Origin of the sequence: Dyella kyungheensis (assembly GCF_049913195.1) — a bacterium.
Taxonomy (GTDB): Bacteria; Pseudomonadota; Gammaproteobacteria; order Xanthomonadales; family Rhodanobacteraceae; genus Dyella; species Dyella kyungheensis.
The window spans coordinates 3,214,539-3,234,181 of the sequence record NZ_CP183983.1 but is presented as its reverse complement, the minus strand read 5'-3'; the positions used below and the strand labels follow the sequence as shown (position 1 = coordinate 3,234,181).

The 19,643-nt window shown below is 61.7% G+C and carries 8 protein-coding genes; 7 read left to right on the top strand and 1 reads right to left on the bottom strand.

Annotated elements, in window-relative coordinates; genetic code table 11:
- Positions 1-24: 24 nt before the first annotated feature.
- The 6 genes from ACN9MB_RS14540 (at position 25) to ACN9MB_RS14515 (ending at position 4,100) form a co-directional block, all read left to right on the top strand.
- Positions 25-552 (top strand): hypothetical protein, encoded by a 528-nt coding sequence (locus tag ACN9MB_RS14540; RefSeq protein WP_426269381.1) that lies wholly within the window; start codon positions 25-27, stop codon positions 550-552.
- A gap of 1 nt (position 553) precedes the next feature.
- Positions 554-1,090 (top strand): hypothetical protein, encoded by a 537-nt coding sequence (locus ACN9MB_RS14535; protein WP_426269380.1) that lies wholly within the window; start codon positions 554-556, stop codon positions 1,088-1,090.
- A gap of 53 nt (positions 1,091-1,143) precedes the next feature.
- Positions 1,144-1,809: a TonB family protein gene (locus tag ACN9MB_RS14530; RefSeq protein ID WP_426271924.1), complete on the top strand. Its 666-nt coding sequence runs from the start codon at positions 1,144-1,146 to the stop codon at positions 1,807-1,809.
- 123 nt (positions 1,810-1,932) lie between these two features.
- Positions 1,933-3,084: an IS30 family transposase gene (locus ACN9MB_RS14525; protein WP_426271923.1), complete on the top strand. Its 1,152-nt coding sequence runs from the start codon at positions 1,933-1,935 to the stop codon at positions 3,082-3,084.
- Between the two features lie 447 nt (positions 3,085-3,531).
- Positions 3,532-3,780: a hypothetical protein gene (locus ACN9MB_RS14520; RefSeq protein ID WP_426269379.1), complete on the top strand. Its 249-nt coding sequence runs from the start codon at positions 3,532-3,534 to the stop codon at positions 3,778-3,780.
- Positions 3,781-3,842: 62 nt separating this feature from the next.
- A complete protein-coding gene (locus ACN9MB_RS14515) occupies positions 3,843-4,100 on the top strand; it encodes a hypothetical protein (RefSeq protein WP_426269378.1) in 258 nt (85 codons plus the stop codon).
- Between the two features lie 109 nt (positions 4,101-4,209).
- Here the strand turns inward: ACN9MB_RS14515 and ACN9MB_RS14510 are convergent, their stop codons facing one another.
- Positions 4,210-4,992, bottom strand: coding sequence for a 4'-phosphopantetheinyl transferase family protein (locus ACN9MB_RS14510; RefSeq protein WP_426269377.1), 783 nt, complete (start codon positions 4,990-4,992; stop codon positions 4,210-4,212).
- Between the two features lie 124 nt (positions 4,993-5,116).
- Between ACN9MB_RS14510 and ACN9MB_RS14505 the strand changes: the two genes are divergently transcribed.
- Positions 5,117-19,504 (top strand): amino acid adenylation domain-containing protein, encoded by a 14,388-nt coding sequence (locus ACN9MB_RS14505; RefSeq protein ID WP_426269376.1) that lies wholly within the window; start codon positions 5,117-5,119, stop codon positions 19,502-19,504.
- Positions 19,505-19,643: the final 139 nt, after the last annotated feature.

The window sequence follows — 19,643 nt, the reverse complement described above, 5'->3', positions numbered from 1 at the left end:
GCCAGAAGTCTGGAACCGTTGCCCTTGGAAAGCTCCCCAGCGCTGATCATTGAATTCGCGCACATTGCGGCGACTCATGGCTGGAAGCGATCGACCCTGCGAAGCTTTTGCACCGCGAACGGCATCTCGCTGGCCGGTATGCGTGCGCAATGGCCAATGGGTATTCGCAGCGTGGCGCGGCAGCTCAATGCGCAGGCTGATGCGGTGATGGTCGCTCGCGCCAGGGTGCTTGGCTCACCGACGCTTTCAGGGCTCATCCTGGGAAGATTTGCCGACAACGAACCCTTGAAGGGTGCGGTAGGACGTCTTGCACAGTCTGACGCCATGCACCCGTTTGACACCCTGGCTAGGACCGCCCGGACGGCTCGCGCCATGTGGCAGTGCCTGAGCGTTCGTAACCCCCGAACTGGCGGTCCTGGTTGGCTTCGCGTCTGGGCGCTCACGATTATGTACAGCGTGTTTGTACTCGTATGGCTGACCGACCGTTCAATATCCCAGAAGGCTGTGCGGACAGCGGTGCATTTCGGCGTCAGATTGCTGGGAGAGCGTTGACATGGACTGGGATGTCTTGCCTTCGGATCCATGTCAGCTTCGACTCGCCAAGTGCTTTGTCGATGCGGTTCCGGCTTGCGGTGTAAGCCGGGTTGCCCTGGAGCAGGCTTCGCGCAACGCCTTTGGCGACGCAGCGAGATGGGAAGAATTCTTTCCTGCTGGACCCAGGGAGATGATCTGGTTCGTCAGTGAGGTCTCCGATGCCAGCATGCAAGCGGCCTATTCAGCGGAGCCCGCCCAGCGCATCGCTGACGTCATCACCGAGCGCTTGGCCCAAAATGCCGAACTCAAGCCTTTCGTGAGGCGCGTGATGCAATACGACGCGTTGCACCCCTTCCAGGCCCTGACACGGATGCAAAGAACGGCCAAGGTCATGTACGCATGCAAGGCCGGTAGCCAGCGCCCAGACCTCATCAGCTCGGCCCTGCTCAATGTCTTCTATACCGCGCTGGTCTTCTTCTGGCTGTACGATCGATCGCCAGACGACGTTCGCACGAAGGCGGCCACGGACGCGCTCATGCGGATACTGCGCCTGTAATTTTGTGCAGTTTATTGGGAATCGGTGACGCAGTGGATGTCCGCTTCCGGCTCATGGCGAGGATACGGACGAACACCGTAAGAACGGGGAAACTTGGGGCGCTGATGAAAAAACTTAGCTTCACGCGATTTGCGCAATTCAGACGGGTTGTTCGAATGACGGCAATCGCCTTCGCTCTGTCTCTTTCGATGACTTCGCTCGGCCAGGTGCCCGACGGTTTGTCGGCTGGGCGCAGTGGTGTTCAGTCATCCGATGCCAGCGGGAACGACTCAGAGAATCCTGCCCAGAAACCAAGCCAGCTAGCAAAATGGAGAATGTCGCCGGAAGATCATGTACCGAGAACGCATACTCGTTATATCGATGGCCCGTCAAACGCAGGCGGTCCATGGGGATCCTACGTACAGGGCTGGGTCAGCCACGTAGAGAAGGTGGGAAGAGTGACTTACCCTAGCGAAGCTTTGAGAGGGCACCTCTCCGGCAACGTATTGGCAACGACGTGCATCCTCAAAAATGGGGATCTCGCTTCCGTCGATATCGTCCATAGTTCAGGCATTCCTCGCTTAGACTTGGCCACCATCCAGACGGTTCGGATGGCAGCTCCTTTCGCGCCACTGGTATCAAATGACGCAGGCGTAGAGAAGCTTTGCATCACTAGAACGTATGTATATGGCGCGAACGAGCCCGGCGACGGACGGAAAGCGCCAGAGGGCGGCAGGTGACGCTGCCATGATCCAGATGCAGCTCGCATTAGAGATTGCGAAACGTCCGCTTTCGACTGCGACTTCAGCCGGTGAACGCAACACACTATAGACGCGCAAGCGTAAGGAGTGTTGCCCATGGCTATGCCCCGGAAGCATTTCACGGACTCTGATCGGACGCTGATTTGGGACCAATGGCAGCGCGGTGAGTCACTGCACCAGATCGCCCAACGGTTGACCACCCGCCATTCCTCGATACGTCAGGTCTTGGCGCGAACCGGAGGGATCAGGCCGCCGTCCCGCCATCGTTCCGCACGCGTCCTGACCCTGGCCGAGCGGGAAGAGATATCCCGTTCGGTGGCGCTGGGACGTTCCCTGCGATCCATTGCTGAGGCGCTTCACCGGGCGCCATCCACCGTTAGCCGCGAGGTCCGGCGCAACGGCGGGACCGAGGGATATCGAGCCAACCGCGCCGACGCGCGTGCCTGGCACTGTGCCTGTCGCCCCAAGCTCTGCAAGTTGCGCAGACATCCCATGCTGGCCAAGCGTGTGGCCGCCAAGTTGCAGCAACGGTGGTCGCCGGTGCAAATTGCCGGTTGGCTGAAGAAACATTCCAAGGGCCACGAGGAGCGTCGGGTGTCGCACGAGACCATCTATCGCAGTCTCTTCATCCAGGCCCGTGGCGCCTTGAAAAAGGACCTATTGGCGCATCTGCGGCGCCCTCGCGCGATGCGGCGGTCGCGCCACCACACGCAGAAGACGGCCAATCACGGCCAGCTGACGGAGATGGTTTCCATCCGAGAGCGGCCGGCAGAGGTCGAGGATCGGGCTGTACCCGGCCATTGGGAAGGCGATCTGCTAATGGGTAGCCACAACAGCCAGATCGCCACGCTCGTTGAACGTCGCACGCGTTACGTCATGCTGGTAAAGGTGCCCAGCAAAGACACTAAGACCGTGATCGATGCACTGATCAAGCACGCCTACAAGCTACCTCGCGAGCTTTATCGGTCGTTGACCTGGGACCGCGGCAAAGAAATGGGAGAGCATCGACGCTTCACGCTGGCCACCGATATCCAGGTTTACTTTTGCGACCCGCAACATCCGTGGCAGCGCGGCTCGAACGAGAATACCAACGGCCTGCTCCGCCAATACTTTCCCAAAGGCACTGACCTGTCGGGCTACTCGCAAGCTAAGCTTGATGCGGTTGCGCGGCAGCTCAATGAGCGACCGCGGCAAACGTTGGACTTCGATACACCGGCCGAACGATTCCAGCAATGTGTTGCAACGACTGGCTGAAGTCGCAATCCAAAGCGGACATTGCCAGCAGTGTGAACCTTAGGCAGAGGACGGAACCCATATGTATTGCCCATACTGCGGTGCGCCGCTGAGTCCGACTGAAAACGGAGAACTTCGCTGTGCTGCAAGCGGTGCCCTCTTTAGCCAGAACGTGCGTCAACGGTTCGAGCAAATGACCATGGATCTAGCTGGCCTGGGCCCGGATGGCGAGAATCCGCCGACCAAGCTGCACTGCCCCAAGTGTGGCGCCAAGACAGGACGTGCTCGCTGCGTGGATTGCGGAGCCGTGCTGACTGGTGCAACGGTGTACGAAATTGTTGAATTTAATCCGCACGCGGGCTGAGTCGGATCAATGTTTTGTGTCCGCTTCCGACCCAGAGCGGACCTTCCTAAAACGGCTAGCCACCTGTATTCCCCCAGTCATAAGCATGAAATGTGAGGAAGTAAATGGATAAGCCTTCGCTACATGGACAGGAGTACCGAACCGCGTCCACGCTTTACAGCGTGGATGGAAAGCGAGCTGCGGCGGTGCTGGAATTCCGCAGTGGTGAGGCATATCTCGACGAGCAGGAATGGGTTGAAGGAACCACATTCAAGAACAGGCATTCTGGTGATTTGGTTGGCCCGTTCGCTTCGCCAGAAGACGCCGAAAAATTCATAGCAGCGACGTCCTGGTTTCGCGGTGATTTGAAGTAGCGTCCGCTTCCGACCCGTAGCAAATATTTTCACATCAATAGATTTGGCCAAAGGGATGCCAGATGATTGACCGAAAGCTTCGGCCGCTTGAATGGTCCGACTTTATGTATGAGCTGACTGACGCCCTTGAGCATCTCGACAAGCTAGTGAAGGATATCGACCAAACTCCGGACTATGACCAGGACACTTTTCGAATAGATCTTGGCCATGTCTACGCGCATCTCAATCGTGCTTGGAGCTCAAGCAAGGGCGACACAGAAGAAGCCATCGGGAGGGACGCCGCATCCGCGTTTCCGGCCGACTTAAGGCCTATCGGGTAATGTCCGCTTCCGATCCAGTGCGGCCCCTCTGAGGGATCGATCTGGATCCAACCGTCGTGAAACAGACATGCGCGCTCGATTCACAAGCGAAGCGCGAACGAGGCTCTCTTCACCAGACGAAGCTTGTCACCACGGTGTCCAGGGTAAGCATCCTGAAGCAGACCGTGAAAGAGCGGCCTTTGGGCAGGGCAGGGGCGAGGTCTTCTTCCAGCGTTAGCGTCAAGCGGCCGGAATTCACGTGCAGGGACGTCACTCTCGCAGCGCTGAAATCAAAATAGCGGCCTACGGTACCAAAGGTGCCCTTGAAGAAGCTCTCCTTGGCCGAAAAGGCGATCGTGAGAATGGCATCCACGGAAAGATGCTCCCGTCGCGCCTCCAGCAGCGCCCGCTCCTCCGCGGTGATCGCCAATGCTTCCAGCGCACGACGAGCGTCCGCGTCGACGACGTGCTCGATGTCGATGCCAATGCCGTGCACGGTCGATGAATCGACGGCAATAGCGCCGGCCATGTCCTTGGTATGAGTGATGCTGCCGGTCACACCGGTCTGCCACAGTGGTTCCCTCGAGGTGCCGATACCCGGCGCTGCTGCAGCCACGCCAAGGTGTTCGATGGCGTGGTGCGCGGCCAACCGGCCCATGAGGAACTCGGCCTGTCGTTTTGGAACGGCTTTTTGAAGCGTCGCAGGGAACGGCACGCCGTGCTGTTCGAACGCGGACGTGGTGAATGCCGCAACGGAAAATGCAATCACGAAAGCCGGCGGCATTCGCGGATCGTCGTGCCCCAGGTCGAGCCATTGCGTGGTGCGAAGCATCACGGCTTGTCCGTCTTTTGGAGCTGCTGACGGGATGTTCGATCGAATTTCTTCAGCATCGTCAAAAGGATCGTCGTGCATGTTGCGGGCCTGGGTTCAAGAAAATCACAAGCGCGCGGTGCGCGGCAGCGCAACAAAAGTCAGGTTGCTTCGTGATTTTTCCGGACGATACATGGTGTGAGTAGCCTCTCGACAGAATTGAAACATGTCATCGCAGCATCGGTTGCGGAAGTGCGCGCACGCAAACTATGCTCGTCAGTTATGTGAAGGACACGATTCATTTTTCCACAAGGAGCGGGAATTGAGCAGTGGCAATGGACGGAATGATCAATCGCCCCAGAAGCAGGAAGCCTTCTGGAAAACCACGCTCTTCGGTGCGCCGGAACGCCTGACGATACACACGGATTTCCCGCGCCCCGCGATAGGGGACGGTGCCGAAGGTGTCGTGACCTTCACGTTCGGCAGGGCGGTAAGGGACGGCCTTGAAAGGCTTGAACACGATCGCGGGATAGCACCATGCATATCGCTGCTGGCTGCGTGGGCAGCGCTCATTGCACGCCTTTCATGTCAGGATGATGTCGTTGTCGGGACGACCTGCGGTGCATTGGATGGAACAGCGCCGAATGAATCTTCCGCGCCCACGCTTCCACTAAGGCTAAATCTTTCGGGTCAACCGACCGTGGCCGAGTTCCTGGATCGCAGCAGGAGCGAAGCGCGCAATGCACGAGAGAGCAGCAGCCTATCTCTTGCCCAGATCATCGATCTAACCGGCCTGGTTCGAAATCCTTCGTATCATCCCTTGTTTCAGACGATGTTTGCGCTCGATCAGGGCGGCAACGAAACAGGGCAATCGCCTCGCTCGATTCGTGCACCGGTTGGCCATGAGCGTGATGCTGCCGCTTGCGACCTCGCCCTGTTGATCCATCACCATGACGGAGAGATATCGGCCCGTCTTTCCTACGCTTCCTCCCTGTTCAAGCGAGAAACCGTGGAACGCATCGTTGCGAACTATGGCGTCCTACTGGAGGGAATGCTGGCCGATGAGACGGCGTGCATCACGCGCCTGCCGATGATTTCCGATGCCGAGCGTTGCCTGGTCATCGACACGTGGAATGCGACCGAGGCGCCGTATCCGAGCGACCGATGCATTCACATGCTTTTCGAGGAGCAAGCCACCCGGAATCCCCTTGCACACGCGGTGGTGTTCGGCGATAGGCAGCTCTCCTACGGCGAATTGAACGCCCGGGCCAATCGTCTCGCCCATCGGCTGCAATGGCTGGGCGTGAAACCAGATACGCGCGTGGCGATCTGCGTGGAGCGCGGTGTCGAGATGATGGTCGGGATTCTCGCCATTCTGAAAGCAGGGGGCTGCTACGTACCGCTCGATCCCGACTATCCCGAAGACCGCCTGAGCTTCATGCTCGAGGACAGTGGTTCAACGGTCCTGCTTAAAAAGGGTGAAGGCGCTCACGTTTGGGCACATGGCATCCCGGAACTCGATTTGCAGGATGATTTTGACGATCAACCCAATACAAATCCTGTTCCTGCCAGCGGAGATTCGACGTCCGGCTCATTGGCCTATGTGATCTATACGTCGGGCTCGACAGGCACGCCGAAAGCGGTTGCCGTCGAGCACAGAAGTCTGGTGAACCTGATCTTCGACTGGACGGATCGATGTAAAGGCTTTGGAGAAAGCCATCCGTTCCAGGCATCCCTGTGGGCCAGTTTTTGTTTTGACGTATCCGTATTCGAGATCTTCGCCACCCTCTCGGCGGGCGGAACCCTCCATATCGTTCCCGATGCCATTCGAGCTGATCCATCCGCGCTCCTGGACTGGTTCATTCGCAGAAAGATCAGCTTCGGTTTCCTGCCTCCTTTCTTTGTGCGCCATCTGAAGGGGCTGTTGGAGAACTCCGGACGGCAGCTTCCCTTCAAACACGTTCTCGTCGGTGTGGAGTCGCTATCCGAAGCTGATCTGCACTGGATTCAAAGCGTCACGCCGGGGCTGGCGATCGTCAATGGCTACGGGCCGACCGAGGCGACCGTGTTCTGCACGGCGTACCAGGAGATCGCCGAACGACATCGGCATGCGCCCATTGGCCGCCCGATCGCCAATACGCGCATCTATATGCTCGATGAACATCGGCAACCCGTGCCGGTGGGCGTGCCCGGGGAAATTCACATCGCTGGCGCCGGTGTGGCACGAGGCTATCTCAACAATCCCGACCTGACGGCCGAGCGGTTCCTGGCGGATCCCTTCAGCCGTTTTGCCGGGGCGCGGATGTACAGGACTGGCGACCTTGGGCGGTGGCTTTCCGATGGAACCATCGAATTCCTGGGGCGCAACGATTCCCAGGTGAAGGTGCGTGGTTTTCGCATCGAGCTGGGCGAGATCGAGGCGAAGCTGGCCGAGTATCCCGGGGTCACGGAAACGGCCGTGCTTGCACGGGAGGACTCGCCGGGAAACCAGCGCCTCGTAGCGTATGTCTCGGGCGCCGAGCGCCTGGAGATCGATGCGCTCAGGAAGCACCTGTCCGACCATCTTCCCGACTACATGGTGCCCGCGGCGTTCGTCCAACTGGACAGGCTGCCGCTGACGTCCAACGGCAAGCTGGATGCGAAGCGCTTGCCCGCGCCGTCCCACGAGGCCTTCACCAGCCGCGCGTTCGAGCCGCCGCGCAACGGTATCGAAATCACCATTGCAGCGATCTGGTCCGAGCTGCTCAAGCTGGAGCGCGTCGGCAGAAACGATAATTTCCTCGAACTCGGCGGGCACTCGCTGTTGACGATGCAGGTCATCTCGCGTTTGCGCGATGCGATGCATGTGGACGTGCCGTTCCGGGCGCTTTTCACCAGCGATACGCTTTGGGAATTTGCAGAGCGGGTGGCTGGCGCCGTTCCCGTGCAGATTCCTCCGGTGATCCGCCAGGAGCGGAAGGCGTGCGAGGTCTTGTCCTTTGCGCAGCGGCGCCTCTGGTTTCTGGCCCAGATCAAGGGAGCGAGCGAGGCCTATCATCTTTCTTTTGGATGGAAGATGCGGGGCGCGCTCGATGTCATCGCCCTTCGGTCCGCCCTGAATGGCATCGTGGAACGCCACGAAGCGCTGCGAACGACGTTCGTCGTAGTCGACGGAGCGCCCATGCAACGCGTCGCCGCGCAGGCAGGCGGCATGCATCTGCTTGAGCAGGAAGCGCGGTCGCCCGAGGAACTGGCGCAGCTGGCGAACGACGAGGCGGCGCAGCCCTTCGATCTGGAAAATGGTCCTCTGATCCGCGGCCGGCTGATTCGCGAGGGCGCGGACCGCCACGCGCTGCTGGTCACGATGCATCACATCGTGTCCGACGGATGGTCGATGCGGCTCTTCATGCATGAGCTGAACGCCCTCTACGCCGCTTTCCTGAAGGGCGCGGACGATCCACTGCTGCCATTGGACATCCAGTACGCGGATTACGCGACCTGGCAAAAGGAATGGATCTCGGGGGATCTTCTTCGAGCCAAGGGCGATTACTGGAAAAACGCGTTGTCAGGCGCGCCGGAACTGCTCACCTTGCCGCTGGATCATGCGCGCCCGGATGAACAAAGCTTTGCGGGTGCGAAGATCGATTTCGCGCTCGAGGCATCGCAAGCGCGGGCACTTGGCGCGTTGAGCCTGCGGCAGGGCACCACCCGTTTCGTCACGTTTCTCTCCGGATGGGCTGCGTTGCTTTCCCGGCTCTCGGGGCAGGACGATGTCGTCATCGGCACGCCGATAGCAAACCGCGGGCGGGCCGAGATCGAGCAACTCATCGGGTTCTTCGTGAACACGCTGGCGTTGCGGGTAGATCTATCGAATGCCCCCACCGTCGCCGAACTCCTTCGACGCGTGAGCGATCGGGCGCTCGAGGCGCAGGAGCATCAGGACGTTCCGTTCGACCACGTGGTGGAATTGGTTAATCCGGTCCGCAGCCTTGCCTACAGCCCGCTGTTCCAGGTGATGTTCGTATGGGAGAACGACGACGGCCTGCGCCTCGAGTTCCCCGGATTGATCGAGCAATCGCCGCTCGACGTCGACCATCGGACCACGCAGTTCGACCTGATTCTCACCATGCGGGAAACGCGTGCAGGGATCCACGGCGAACTGGAATATTCGACGGCGCTGTTCGAGCGGGACACCGTCGAGCGGATGATCGGGTATTACCAGGCGCTGCTTGCGGGCATGGCGTTGAACGATGCCGCGCGAATTGCCGACCTCCCGATTCTCTCCGACACCGAGCATGCCCTGGTGCTGCAGGCCTGGAATCCCCTGGGGCTTCCGGATGCTGGCGAGCTTTGCATCCACGAACTGTTCGAGCAGCAAGTACGCCAGACGCCTGACGCCGTTGCCGTGGTCTACAGGGATCAGGCGCTCACTTATGCAGCACTGAATGCGCGAGCCAACCGGCTGGCGCATCGACTCCGCGCACTGGGAGTGGGGCCGGACAGCCTGGTGGCGATCTGCGCGGAGCGGAGCCTGGAGATGATCGTGGGGTCGCTGGCCGTGCTTAAAGCCGGCGGTGCGTATGTGCCCTTGGATCCTTCGCTCCCGGTGGAGCGTCTGCATCACTTGCTGTCGGACAGTGCGCCTGTCGCGCTATTGGCGATGGGCGAGCTGCCTGAGGGCCTCGTGGCCGGTCTGGCCGAAGACCTTCGCGTGGTGGATCTGTCGCTCTCGTTCGAGAGCTATACCGAGACGAACCTCGAAGCGGCCGAGACCGGGCTGAAGCCGCAGCATCTGGCGTACGTGATCTACACATCCGGTTCGACGGGCAAGCCCAAGGGCGTGATGGTCGAACATCGCAACCTCGTCGCGTCGACACGTGCGCGGCATGCCGTCTATGGGGAGACGGGACGGTTCCTGCTGCTCTCTCCCATCTACTTCGACAGCTCCGTGGCGGGCATCTTCGGAACGCTCACCAACGCGGGCACGCTGGTGGTGGCGGAGCAGTCCGTGATCCGGGATGCCTCGCAGCTCGACGATATGCTGCGCGAGCAAAGGATCGACACGCTACTGTGCGTTCCTTCGCTGTACGGAAATTACCTTGATTTCTGCGATTCGCAGCATCGTGACAAACGCCTGACCAAGGTGATCGTCGCCGGCGAGGCCTGTCCACCCACGCTCCTGGCGAAGTCGGCCCTGCGCGAACCACAGGCCGCCGTGTTCAACGAATACGGACCGACCGAAGGTACCGTCTGGGCCACGATGCATCCCTGCACAACGGACGCCGTGGGCACCAGCGTGCCGATCGGTCGCCCGATCGCAAGCGCGCGCATATACATCCTGGATGCGCATGACACGCCCGTGCCAGTGGGCGTGGTGGGGCAAATTCATATCGGCGGCGCGGGCGTGGCGCGAGGCTATCTGCATCGCCCCGAACTGACCGCGCAGCAGTTCGTCGCCGATCCGTTTGGCGACGATCCCGCGGGGCGAATGTACAAAACCGGCGACATGGGACGCTGGTTGCCGGACGGAACCATCGAGTTCATGGGCCGCAACGATTTCCAGGTGAAGATTCGCGGCTTTCGCATCGAACTTGGCGAGATCGAGGCGGTGCTGTTGGAGCATCCTGCCGTTCGAGAGGCCGCCGTTGTCGCGCGCGAAGGAAGGGCAGGCGAACAGCAATTGGTCGCCTACCTAGTGGCGAGCGGAACCATCGCTGCCGAAGACTTCAGGAGTCAGCTCTCTCGCCGATTGCCCGCCTACATGGTGCCGGCGGCCTTTGTGCCGATGCAGGCGCTGCCTTTGACGTCCAATGGAAAACTCAACCTGAGGGCGCTTCCTGCTCCTGACGCGGACGCCTATGCGACGAGTGAGTACGAAGCCCCCGCTGACGAGACCGAGACGCTCATTGCCTCGATCTGGTCGGCACTGCTCAAGGTGGATCGGATCGGGCGCCGCGACAGCTTCTTCGCGCTGGGTGGACACTCCCTGCTGATCGTGCAGGTGATCTCGCGCTTGCGAACGGCGCTCCATGTCGACGTTCCATTGAACGCGCTTTTCGCCTCGCCCGTACTCGCCGACTTCGCGCGCCTGGTGTCGGGTGCCGCCGCCGACCGGCTCCCGCCGGTGGCGAAGGCACAGCGTCATGAAAAACTCCCGCTGTCGTTTGCCCAGCGGCGCCTGTGGTTCCTGGCGCAGATGCAGGGTGGCAGCGAGGCCTATCACATCCCTTACGCGTTGCGCTTGCAGGGGCAGCTCGACAGGCCGGCGCTGCGCCGCGCGCTGGATCGGATCATCGAACGCCACGAGGCCTTGCGCACGACCTTCGTGCGAGTCGATGGCGAGCCGGTGCAGCGCATCGGCTCGGCACTAGAACATGGCTTTCCCTTGCTCGAGATGGAAGCGAGGACGCCCGAGGACCTGGTCACGCTGGCCAGGGAAGAAGAGTTGGCGCCCTTCGATCTGGAGCGGGCGCTGCCGGTTCGCGGCCGGCTGCTGCGCGAGTCGGACGATCTGCATACGCTGCTGATCACGATGCATCACATCGTCTCGGACGGTTGGTCGATGGGCGTGTTCGCCAAGGAGCTGAGCGCGCTCTACAACGCCTATGCCAAGGGCGCCTCCGATCCGCTGCCGCCGCTGACGGTGCAGTACGCCGACTATGCGGTCTGGCAGGAAGCCTGTGTCTCGGGACGTCTGCTGGAAGCGCAGGCGGATTATTGGCGATCCGCGCTGGCTGGCGCGCCGGAACTTCTTTCGCTTCCGACGGATCGTCCCAGGCCACCGGAGCAAAGCTACGCAGGCAGACGCATGTCGTTCGTCCTGGACGAAGCACTGACGCGTTCCCTGCGGGCGCTGAGTGCGCGCCACGGCGGCACCATGTACATGACGCTGCTTGCGGGCTGGACGATCCTGCTATCCCGCTTCGCCGGCCAGGACGATATCGTCGTGGGCACGCCGGCCGCCAACCGGGGACGGGCGGAGATCGAGGGGCTCATCGGTTTCTTCGTCAACACGCTGGCGTTGCGGTTGGATCTCTCCGGCGACCCTTCGGTGGCTAAGCTCCTGCAGCGCGTGAAGACGCAAGCGTTGCAAGCCCAAGAGCATCAGGATCTTCCGTTCGAACAAGTCGTTGAGCTGGTGAATCCCACCCGGTCCCTGGCGTACAACCCGCTGTTCCAGGTGATGTTCACCTGGGAGAAGGATGACCAGGAGGCTCTGGCATTGTCGGGCCTGCAAGTAACGCCACGCAGGCCGGCGGATTACCTGATCTCCAAATTCGACCTGACCTTGTCGATGAAGGAATCCCCATCCACCGTCGAAGCCACCCTCGAGTACGCCACATCCTTGTTCGATCCGGCGACGATGGAACGAATCGCCAGCTGCTATCGAACGCTGATGGCAGGCATGGTTGCGGACGATGGGTTGAGCGTCAGCCGCTTGCCGATGCTCTCCGTGGAGGCTCGCGGCCAAGTCGTGGAAGCTTTCAACACGACTGCCGCGCCTTATCGCCGGGATCGCTGCATCCATGAGTTCTTTGAGGAGCAAGCCAGGCTTGCTCCAACGGCCGTGGCCCTGGAGTTTGGCCAAGCTTCGCTGAGCTACGAGGCACTGAACGTCGCGGCAAACAAAGTTGCCCACAGGTTGCGCGCCCTGGGCGTGAAACCGGACGACCGCGTGGCGATCTGCATCGACCGCGGATTCGAACGGGTGATCGGTGTTCTCGGCATCCTCAAGGCGGGCGGCGCGTACGTGCCGCTCGACCCGAACTATCCAATGGAGCGCCTGCGGTACATCGTCGACGACAGCGCGCCCGTCATGTTGCTGGTCAAGGGGAACTGTCCCGACATCGCAGGCGACGTGCCGATCCTGGATCTCGACGCGCTGCCGGAGTGCGCCACGACGGATCTTCCGCCGGCAGAGGTTGGGCTCTTGCCGGCGAATCTGGCCTACGTGATCTACACCTCGGGTTCCACGGGAACGCCCAAGGGTGTGATGGTCGAGCACCAAAGCGCCTGCCATCTGATCGCAGCCCAAGCCGCGCATTTCGAGACAGGGCAGGGCAGCCGCGTGCTGCAGTTTGCGTCCTACAGCTTCGATGCCTGCGTCTTCGAGATGCTCTTGGCATTCAGTAGCGGTGCGACGCTCGTCATCCCTGCATCGAACATTCCCCTGGCCGGGGACAGCCTGGTCGAGTGCATCCGTTCGGCCGCCGTCACGCACGCGCTGCTCCCGCCTGCCGTGCTGGCCGGCATTCCCGCAGAGGAAGCTCTCGAGACGCTCACCTTGCTTGTTGTGGGCGGCGACGTGCTGACGCAAGACATCGTGCGGCGATGGGCGAACGGGCGTCGCCTGGTCAACGCGTACGGCCCGACCGAAATAACGGTGGTGGCGTCCCTGTACGACTGCCCACAGGACTTCGCCGGTACGCCGCCGATCGGCCGGCCGATGTCAAACACCCGTATCTACATCCTCGACGCTCACGGCGAGCCGGTGCCTGTCGGCGTCGCTGGCGAGCTGTACATCGGTGGCGCAGGCGTGGCGCGCGGCTACCTGAATCGGCCCGCGCTGACCGCCGAGCGTTTCCTCGACGATCCTTTCAGCACGGATGCGAGTGCCCGGATGTACAAGACGGGTGACCTGGGCCGCTGGCGTCCGGACGGCACCATCGATTTCCTGGGGCGCAACGATTTCCAGGTGAAGATTCGCGGGTTCCGCATCGAGCTCGGCGAGATCGAAGCCCGGTTGCGCGAATATGCCGGGCTGCAAGAAGCGGTTGTGCTCGCACGCGAGGACGTCCCTGGCGACAAGCGTCTCGTCGCGTATTACGTCGGTGGAACCGACTTGAAGGCCGAGGCACTCCGCGGTCATCTGTCCGATCGTCTGCCCGGGCACATGATTCCTGCGGCTTTCATTCGAATGGAAGCCTTCCCGCTCGACCCGAATGGCAAGTTGGCGCGAAAGGCGTTGCCCGCTCCCGAGGGAACGGCTTACGCCTCACGCGATTACGAAGCGCCTGTCGGCGAGTTCGAAACGGCACTCGCGGCCATCTGGTCGGAGCTGCTGAAGGTCGAGCGGATTGGAAGACGGGACGGCTTCTTCGAACTCGGCGGACATTCGCTGCTGACCACCAAGGTGGTCTCGCGGCTGCGCGTGAAGTTGAATGTCGACGTGCCGATCAGCGCCATGTTCAGCCACCCGACGCTGGCTGAGTTGGCCGGCCTGGTGGCCGAGGCAGTGCCTGCCCAGCTTCCACCGGTGACCAGAGCAGACCGCGAGGAATTGCTGCCAACCTCCTTTGCCCAGCGTCGGCAGTGGTTCCTGGCGCAGATCGACGGTGCGGCCGCCGCGTACCACGTGCCCTACGGGCTGAAACTAGAGGGGCCGCTCAATGTGGCGGCGCTGCGTCGGGCGCTCGATCGCATCGTCGTGCGTCACGAATCGCTTCGCACCGCTTTCGTTGCCATCGATGGCGAGCCAAGACAGCGGATTGCATCGCCGACAGAAGGCGGCTTCGCGTTGACGGAAAAGACAGCCGCCAACGCCGAAGAGATGGTACGCCTGGCGAACGCTGACATCGCGGCCCGTTTCGACCTCGAACACGGCCCGCTGATTCGCGGTCTGCTTGTACGCGAAGCGGAAGACCGTCACGCGCTGCTCATCACCATGCACCACATTGTCTCGGACGGGTGGTCGATGGGAGTGTTCGTCGCTGAACTGGGCCGACTCTATGAGGCCTACGCGAAGGGCGAAGAAGATCCGCTGCCGCCCTTGGAACTGCACTACGCCGACTATGCGGTGTGGCAGAGAACATGGCTGTCCGGGGAGTTGCTCAGGAAGCAGGAGGCGTACTGGAAAACCTCCCTGCTTGGCGGGCCGGAACTGCTGACCTTGCCGATCGATTACCCACGCCCTCCCGAGCAAAGTTATGCGGGCGACTCCGTGCCGCTGGTGGTGAGCGGCACGGTCACGAAGGCGTTGAAGTCCATGGGCCTACGTCATGGAGCGACGCCCTTCATGGTGCTGCTGGCGGGATGGGCGGCGCTCCTGTCCAGGCTTTCGGGGCAGGACGACGTGGTCATCGGCACGCCTGCGGCGAACCGCGGCCGTGCAGAGATCGAAGGCCTGATCGGTTTCTTCGTGAATACCCTGGCGCTGCGACTGGATCTATCGGGCGACCCCACGGTCGCCGGTTTTCTCGGACGGGTGAGGGCCTGTTCGCTGGGCGCGCAAGAGAACCAGGACCTGCCTTTCGAGCAGGTGGTTGAGCTGGTCAATCCTGCTCGCAATGTCGCGCACAGCCCGTTGTTCCAGGTGGCGTTCTCCTGGGAAGAAGACGGCGGACTTCGTCCGCAGTTGCCGGGCGTGACGTCCGAGCCGTTGGATGGCACGAGCTACAAGGTGGCGAAGTTCGATCTGTCGATATCGCTGCGCGAATCGAACGGGCAGTTCGAAGGCGCGCTGGAGTACTCGACGGCACTGTTCAAGCGGGAGACCGTCGAACGGATAGCCGGCTACTACCAGGCGTTGCTCGCCGGCATGGCCGAGAACGACGCTCGTCCGCTCGCGTCGATTCCGATCCTCGGCCAGGCGGAGCACGCGCTCGTCACGCAAGCATGGAACGCCACGGCATCGCCGCATCCGAACCACCGCTGCGTGCACGAGATCTTCGAAGATCAGGTATCGCGCACGCCGGAGGCAACTGCTATCGCCTTCAAGGGCCAGACCCTTGCCTATGCCGAACTCAACCGTCGCGCGAATCGACTGGCCCATCGACTGAGAGCCATCGGCGTGAAGCCGGACGACCGCGTGGCCATCTGCCTGGAGCGGGGCCTCGACATGCTGGTCGGGCTACTGGGAACGCTCAAGGCCGGCGCTGCCTACGTAGCGATGGACCCCACCTATCCGCAGCAGCAACTCAGGCACATCCTCGCCGACAGCGCTCCGAAGGCGCTGCTGACGCTGGGCGATCTGCCCGAGGGCGTAGCCGACGCGCTCGATGGCAACATGCCCGTGCTCGACCTGGCGCAGTCCTTCGCCGATCAGCCGGACACGAATCCAGCAACGCATGCGATCGGGCTCCATGCTCCCAACCTCGCCTATGTGATCTACACATCGGGTTCCACCGGAACGCCCAAGGGCGTCATGGTCGAGCACCGCAACGTCATCAACCTGATGACCGATTGCCTGCATCGCTTCGAGGATCTGGAAAAGACCACGCCCCTGCAGGCGTCGCTGTGGACGAGCTTCAGCTTCGACGTCTCCGTGTTCGAGCTGTTTGTTCCGCTGTCCGTGGGCGCGACGGTAAACATCGTGCCCGACGATATCCGCGGTGAGCCGACGCTGCTGTTCGAATGGTTTGCGCAGCATCGAATCAACTTCGCCTATCTGCCGCCGTTCTTCGTTCGCCAGATGGATGAGCTGATGGCGGGCTCCGGGTTGGAGCTTCCCTTCGACTACCTGCTGGTTGGCGTCGAGCCGCTGCTGGAATCGACGCTGCATCGCATCCAGTCATCCAAGCCGGGACGCGGAGTGAGGATCGTCAATGGCTATGGGCCCACCGAGACCACGGTGTTCTCCAGCGCGTACGCGCCGATGAAGGATCTTCATCGCAACGCACCGATCGGTCAGCCCATCGGCAATACGCAGACCTATATCCTCGATGCGCACCTGCACCCGGTGCCGGTGGGCGTGGCGGGCGAACTTTATATCGGCGGGGCGGGCGTAGCGCGCGGCTATGTGAATCGTCCCGAGCTGACGGCGGAACGCTTCGTGCGCGATCCGTTCTGCGGCAGCACCGGCGCGCGCATGTACCGCACCGGCGATCTGGTCCGCTGGATGCCCGATGGCAACATCGAGTTTCTCGGCCGCAACGATCACCAGGTGAAGTTCCGCGGCTTCCGCATCGAGCTCGGCGAGATCGAGACCAAATTGACCGAGCACCCGGATATTCGCGAGGCGCTCGTGCTCGCGCGTGAGGACGTGCCCGGCGACAAAGCCCTCGTCGCCTACTATGTGGCGCCGCAGGCCTTCAAAGCCGAAGTGCTCAGGACGCACCTCTCCGCGCAATTGCCCAAGCACATGGTCCCCCAGGCCTTTGTCTGGATGGAATCCATGCCATTGCTGCCCAACGGCAAGCTCGATCGCAAGGCGTTGCCGGCACCCGACCTAGCGCCCATCCGTGCCGAGTCGGATTTCCAGGCGCCGCGCAACGAGCAAGAGACCCGTATTGCCCAGATCTGGACCGAGGTTCTCGGCATCGAGAACATCGGCATCAACGACAATTTCTTCGACCTCGGTGGCGAATCGTTCAAGGCCTTCCGTGTGGTTGGCCGGATCGGCAGCGGCATCGGCGTCACGGAGCTGTTCAAGTATCCGACCGTGCGACAACTTGCCGAGCGCATCTCCGGCGGCAGGTCGACATCGGATGGGATGCTGCACGAACTCACCAAGCCTATTCCCGCCGAACAGAGGACGTTGACGCTCATCTGCATCCCGTTCCCCGGTGGTGGGCCGATCTCGTATCAGCCGCTGGCCCGGGTCATGCCGCCGGGCTGCAAGGTGTTGGGTCTGGAGATACCGGGGCACGATTTCGGTCGACGCGACGAGCAGACGCTGCCTCTCGAGGAAATCGCCCGTCGCTGCGCCGCAGAAATACGCCGCGACGTGACCGGACCGATCGCGTTCTACGGCCACTGCGCCGGCGGCGCACTGACGATTGCCATTGCGGCCGAACTCGAGCAGGCCGGCGTGGAGATCTCGAGGCTTTTCATCGGCGGGCACTTCCCGACGCCGCACCTGTCCGGAAAGGTGTTCGAGTTTTTCCGCAGGGTCTTCCCGATCCACAAGTGGGCGTCCGATCGCTCAGCCTTCGACCTGCTCAAATCCTTCGGCTTCTTCGACGAGATCATCGACAAGGCCCAGCAAGACTTCGTGATGGGGCACTTCGTGCGCGAGCACCAGGAGATCGAAGACTTCTACACCCAGCTCTACAGCGCGCCGTTCCAGAAGCTCAAGACGCCCGTGACCAGCGTGATCGGGGAAATGGATCGCGCCACCGCGCTGTATCAGGAACGTTACCGCGAGTGGGAATACTTCAGCGACTCCGTCGATTATGCGGTGATCCCGAAGGCCGGCCACTATTTCATCAAGCACCAACCGGGCGATCTCGGCGAGATCATCGAGGCCGGCATTGCGCAGTCCCGGGAAGAGCCGGTCGCGCTGCCGGAACCGATGGCGAAACCGCACCTCGATGAGGCGCCCGCGAAAACTGAAAAGACGGCCGCCAAACCGAGCCTGCGGACCTTCTTCACCGTCGCCATCGGCGAGATCATCTCGGTGATCGGAAGTACCTTGACCTCCTTTGCCCTGGGTGTCTGGGTCTATCAAAAGACCGCCCTGGTCTCGAGCTATGCCCTGATGATGGTTTTCATCATCCTGCCGGCAATCGCGCTTGCTCCCATCGCGGGCACGCTCGCCGACCGCATCGATCGAAAGAAGATCATGGTCGTCAACAACTGCCTCGCCGGACTATCCACGGCGACCACGGCAGCCCTGATCTGGACCAACCATCTGCAGATATGGCACGTCTATGTCATCGCTGCGGTGATCGCGGTGGCCAATGCGTTCCGGTTGCCGGCGTACATGTCCGTGGTCACCCAGATCGTGCCCAAGCGGTACTACGGCAAGGCCAACGGGTTCGTGCAGCTCGGTACCGGCCTGGGCGCTTTCCTCGGTCCGGCGTTGGCGGGTGCGTTGATGGGCCTGATCGGTCTCGGCGGCATCGTGATGACCGACTTCGTGACCTTCCTGATTGCCGTATCGGCGCTTCTTTCCGTGCGACTCCCCGACAGCCTGTTCGAGCGGCGAGAGGAACCTTTCTTCAAGGAAATGATCGGAGGCTGGCGCTACATCATCAAGCGTCACAGCCTGGTTGCGATGATCCTGATGACCACCATCGCCAACTTCGTTGCCGGACTCATCGAATCCCTGGTCACGCCACTCGTATTGGCTTCCGGCAATCCGGCGTCGCTGGGCGTCGTCATGGCGGCGAACGGCGCGGGCATACTCGCCGGCAGCACCGTGATGAGCATCTGGGGCGGCACCCGTCGTCGCATCGACGGCGCCTTGGGCAGCGTGCTCCTGTCCGGATTGTGCATCGCCATCGCGGGCTCCAACCCCGCCGTGTTGATCCAGGCATTGGGCATGTTCGGTTTTGGTTTTGCCCTGGCCTTGGCGAACGCCCATTGGATCTCCACCATCCAGGCGAAGGTCGGCCAGGAACTGCAGGGGCGCGTGATCGCCACCAACTTCATGTTGATGGAGGCCACGGTACCGCTCGGCTATCTGGCCGCCGGCCCGCTCGCCGACCGGGTCTTCGAGCCCCTGATGGCGAAGGGAGGGGAGTGGGCGTCGACGTTTGCCTGGCTGACCGGCATGGGCCCCGGCCGTGGCATTGGGCTCATCCTGATGCTGTCAGGCGCGTTCGTGGTGTTGTGGAGCGTGGCCGCGTACTCGTATCGCCCGATCCGATGCCTGGAGGACATCCTGCCCGACGCGATTGCCGACGACGTCATCGAAGCCGACAAGGACAAGATCCAGGCGAAGGCGGATAGGAGTCTCCAAGCCGCGCGTTGAACCTGCGCGGCTTCGGCCTTGCGGCACGACGTCAGCATGCTGCCGAGATGGATCTTCGTTGCTAGGGGTAAGTGGAGCAGAGTCCACAAACGAGGGAATGTTCGCTTCAACAGCTTGATGCAACACGCCGCTGTTCGCG

Coding starts and splice junctions, on each gene's coding strand:
- ACN9MB_RS14520 (WP_426269379.1), top strand. CDS start 3,532: ATGGATAAGCCTTCGCTACATGGACAGGAGTACCGAACCGCGTCCACG.
- ACN9MB_RS14530 (WP_426271924.1), top strand. CDS start 1,144: ATGGCGAGGATACGGACGAACACCGTAAGAACGGGGAAACTTGGGGCG.
- ACN9MB_RS14525 (WP_426271923.1), top strand. CDS start 1,933: ATGCCCCGGAAGCATTTCACGGACTCTGATCGGACGCTGATTTGGGAC.
- ACN9MB_RS14535 (WP_426269380.1), top strand. CDS start 554: ATGGACTGGGATGTCTTGCCTTCGGATCCATGTCAGCTTCGACTCGCC.
- ACN9MB_RS14510 (WP_426269377.1), bottom strand. CDS start 4,992: ATGCACGACGATCCTTTTGACGATGCTGAAGAAATTCGATCGAACATC.
- ACN9MB_RS14515 (WP_426269378.1), top strand. CDS start 3,843: ATGATTGACCGAAAGCTTCGGCCGCTTGAATGGTCCGACTTTATGTAT.
- ACN9MB_RS14505 (WP_426269376.1), top strand. CDS start 5,117: ATGTCATCGCAGCATCGGTTGCGGAAGTGCGCGCACGCAAACTATGCT.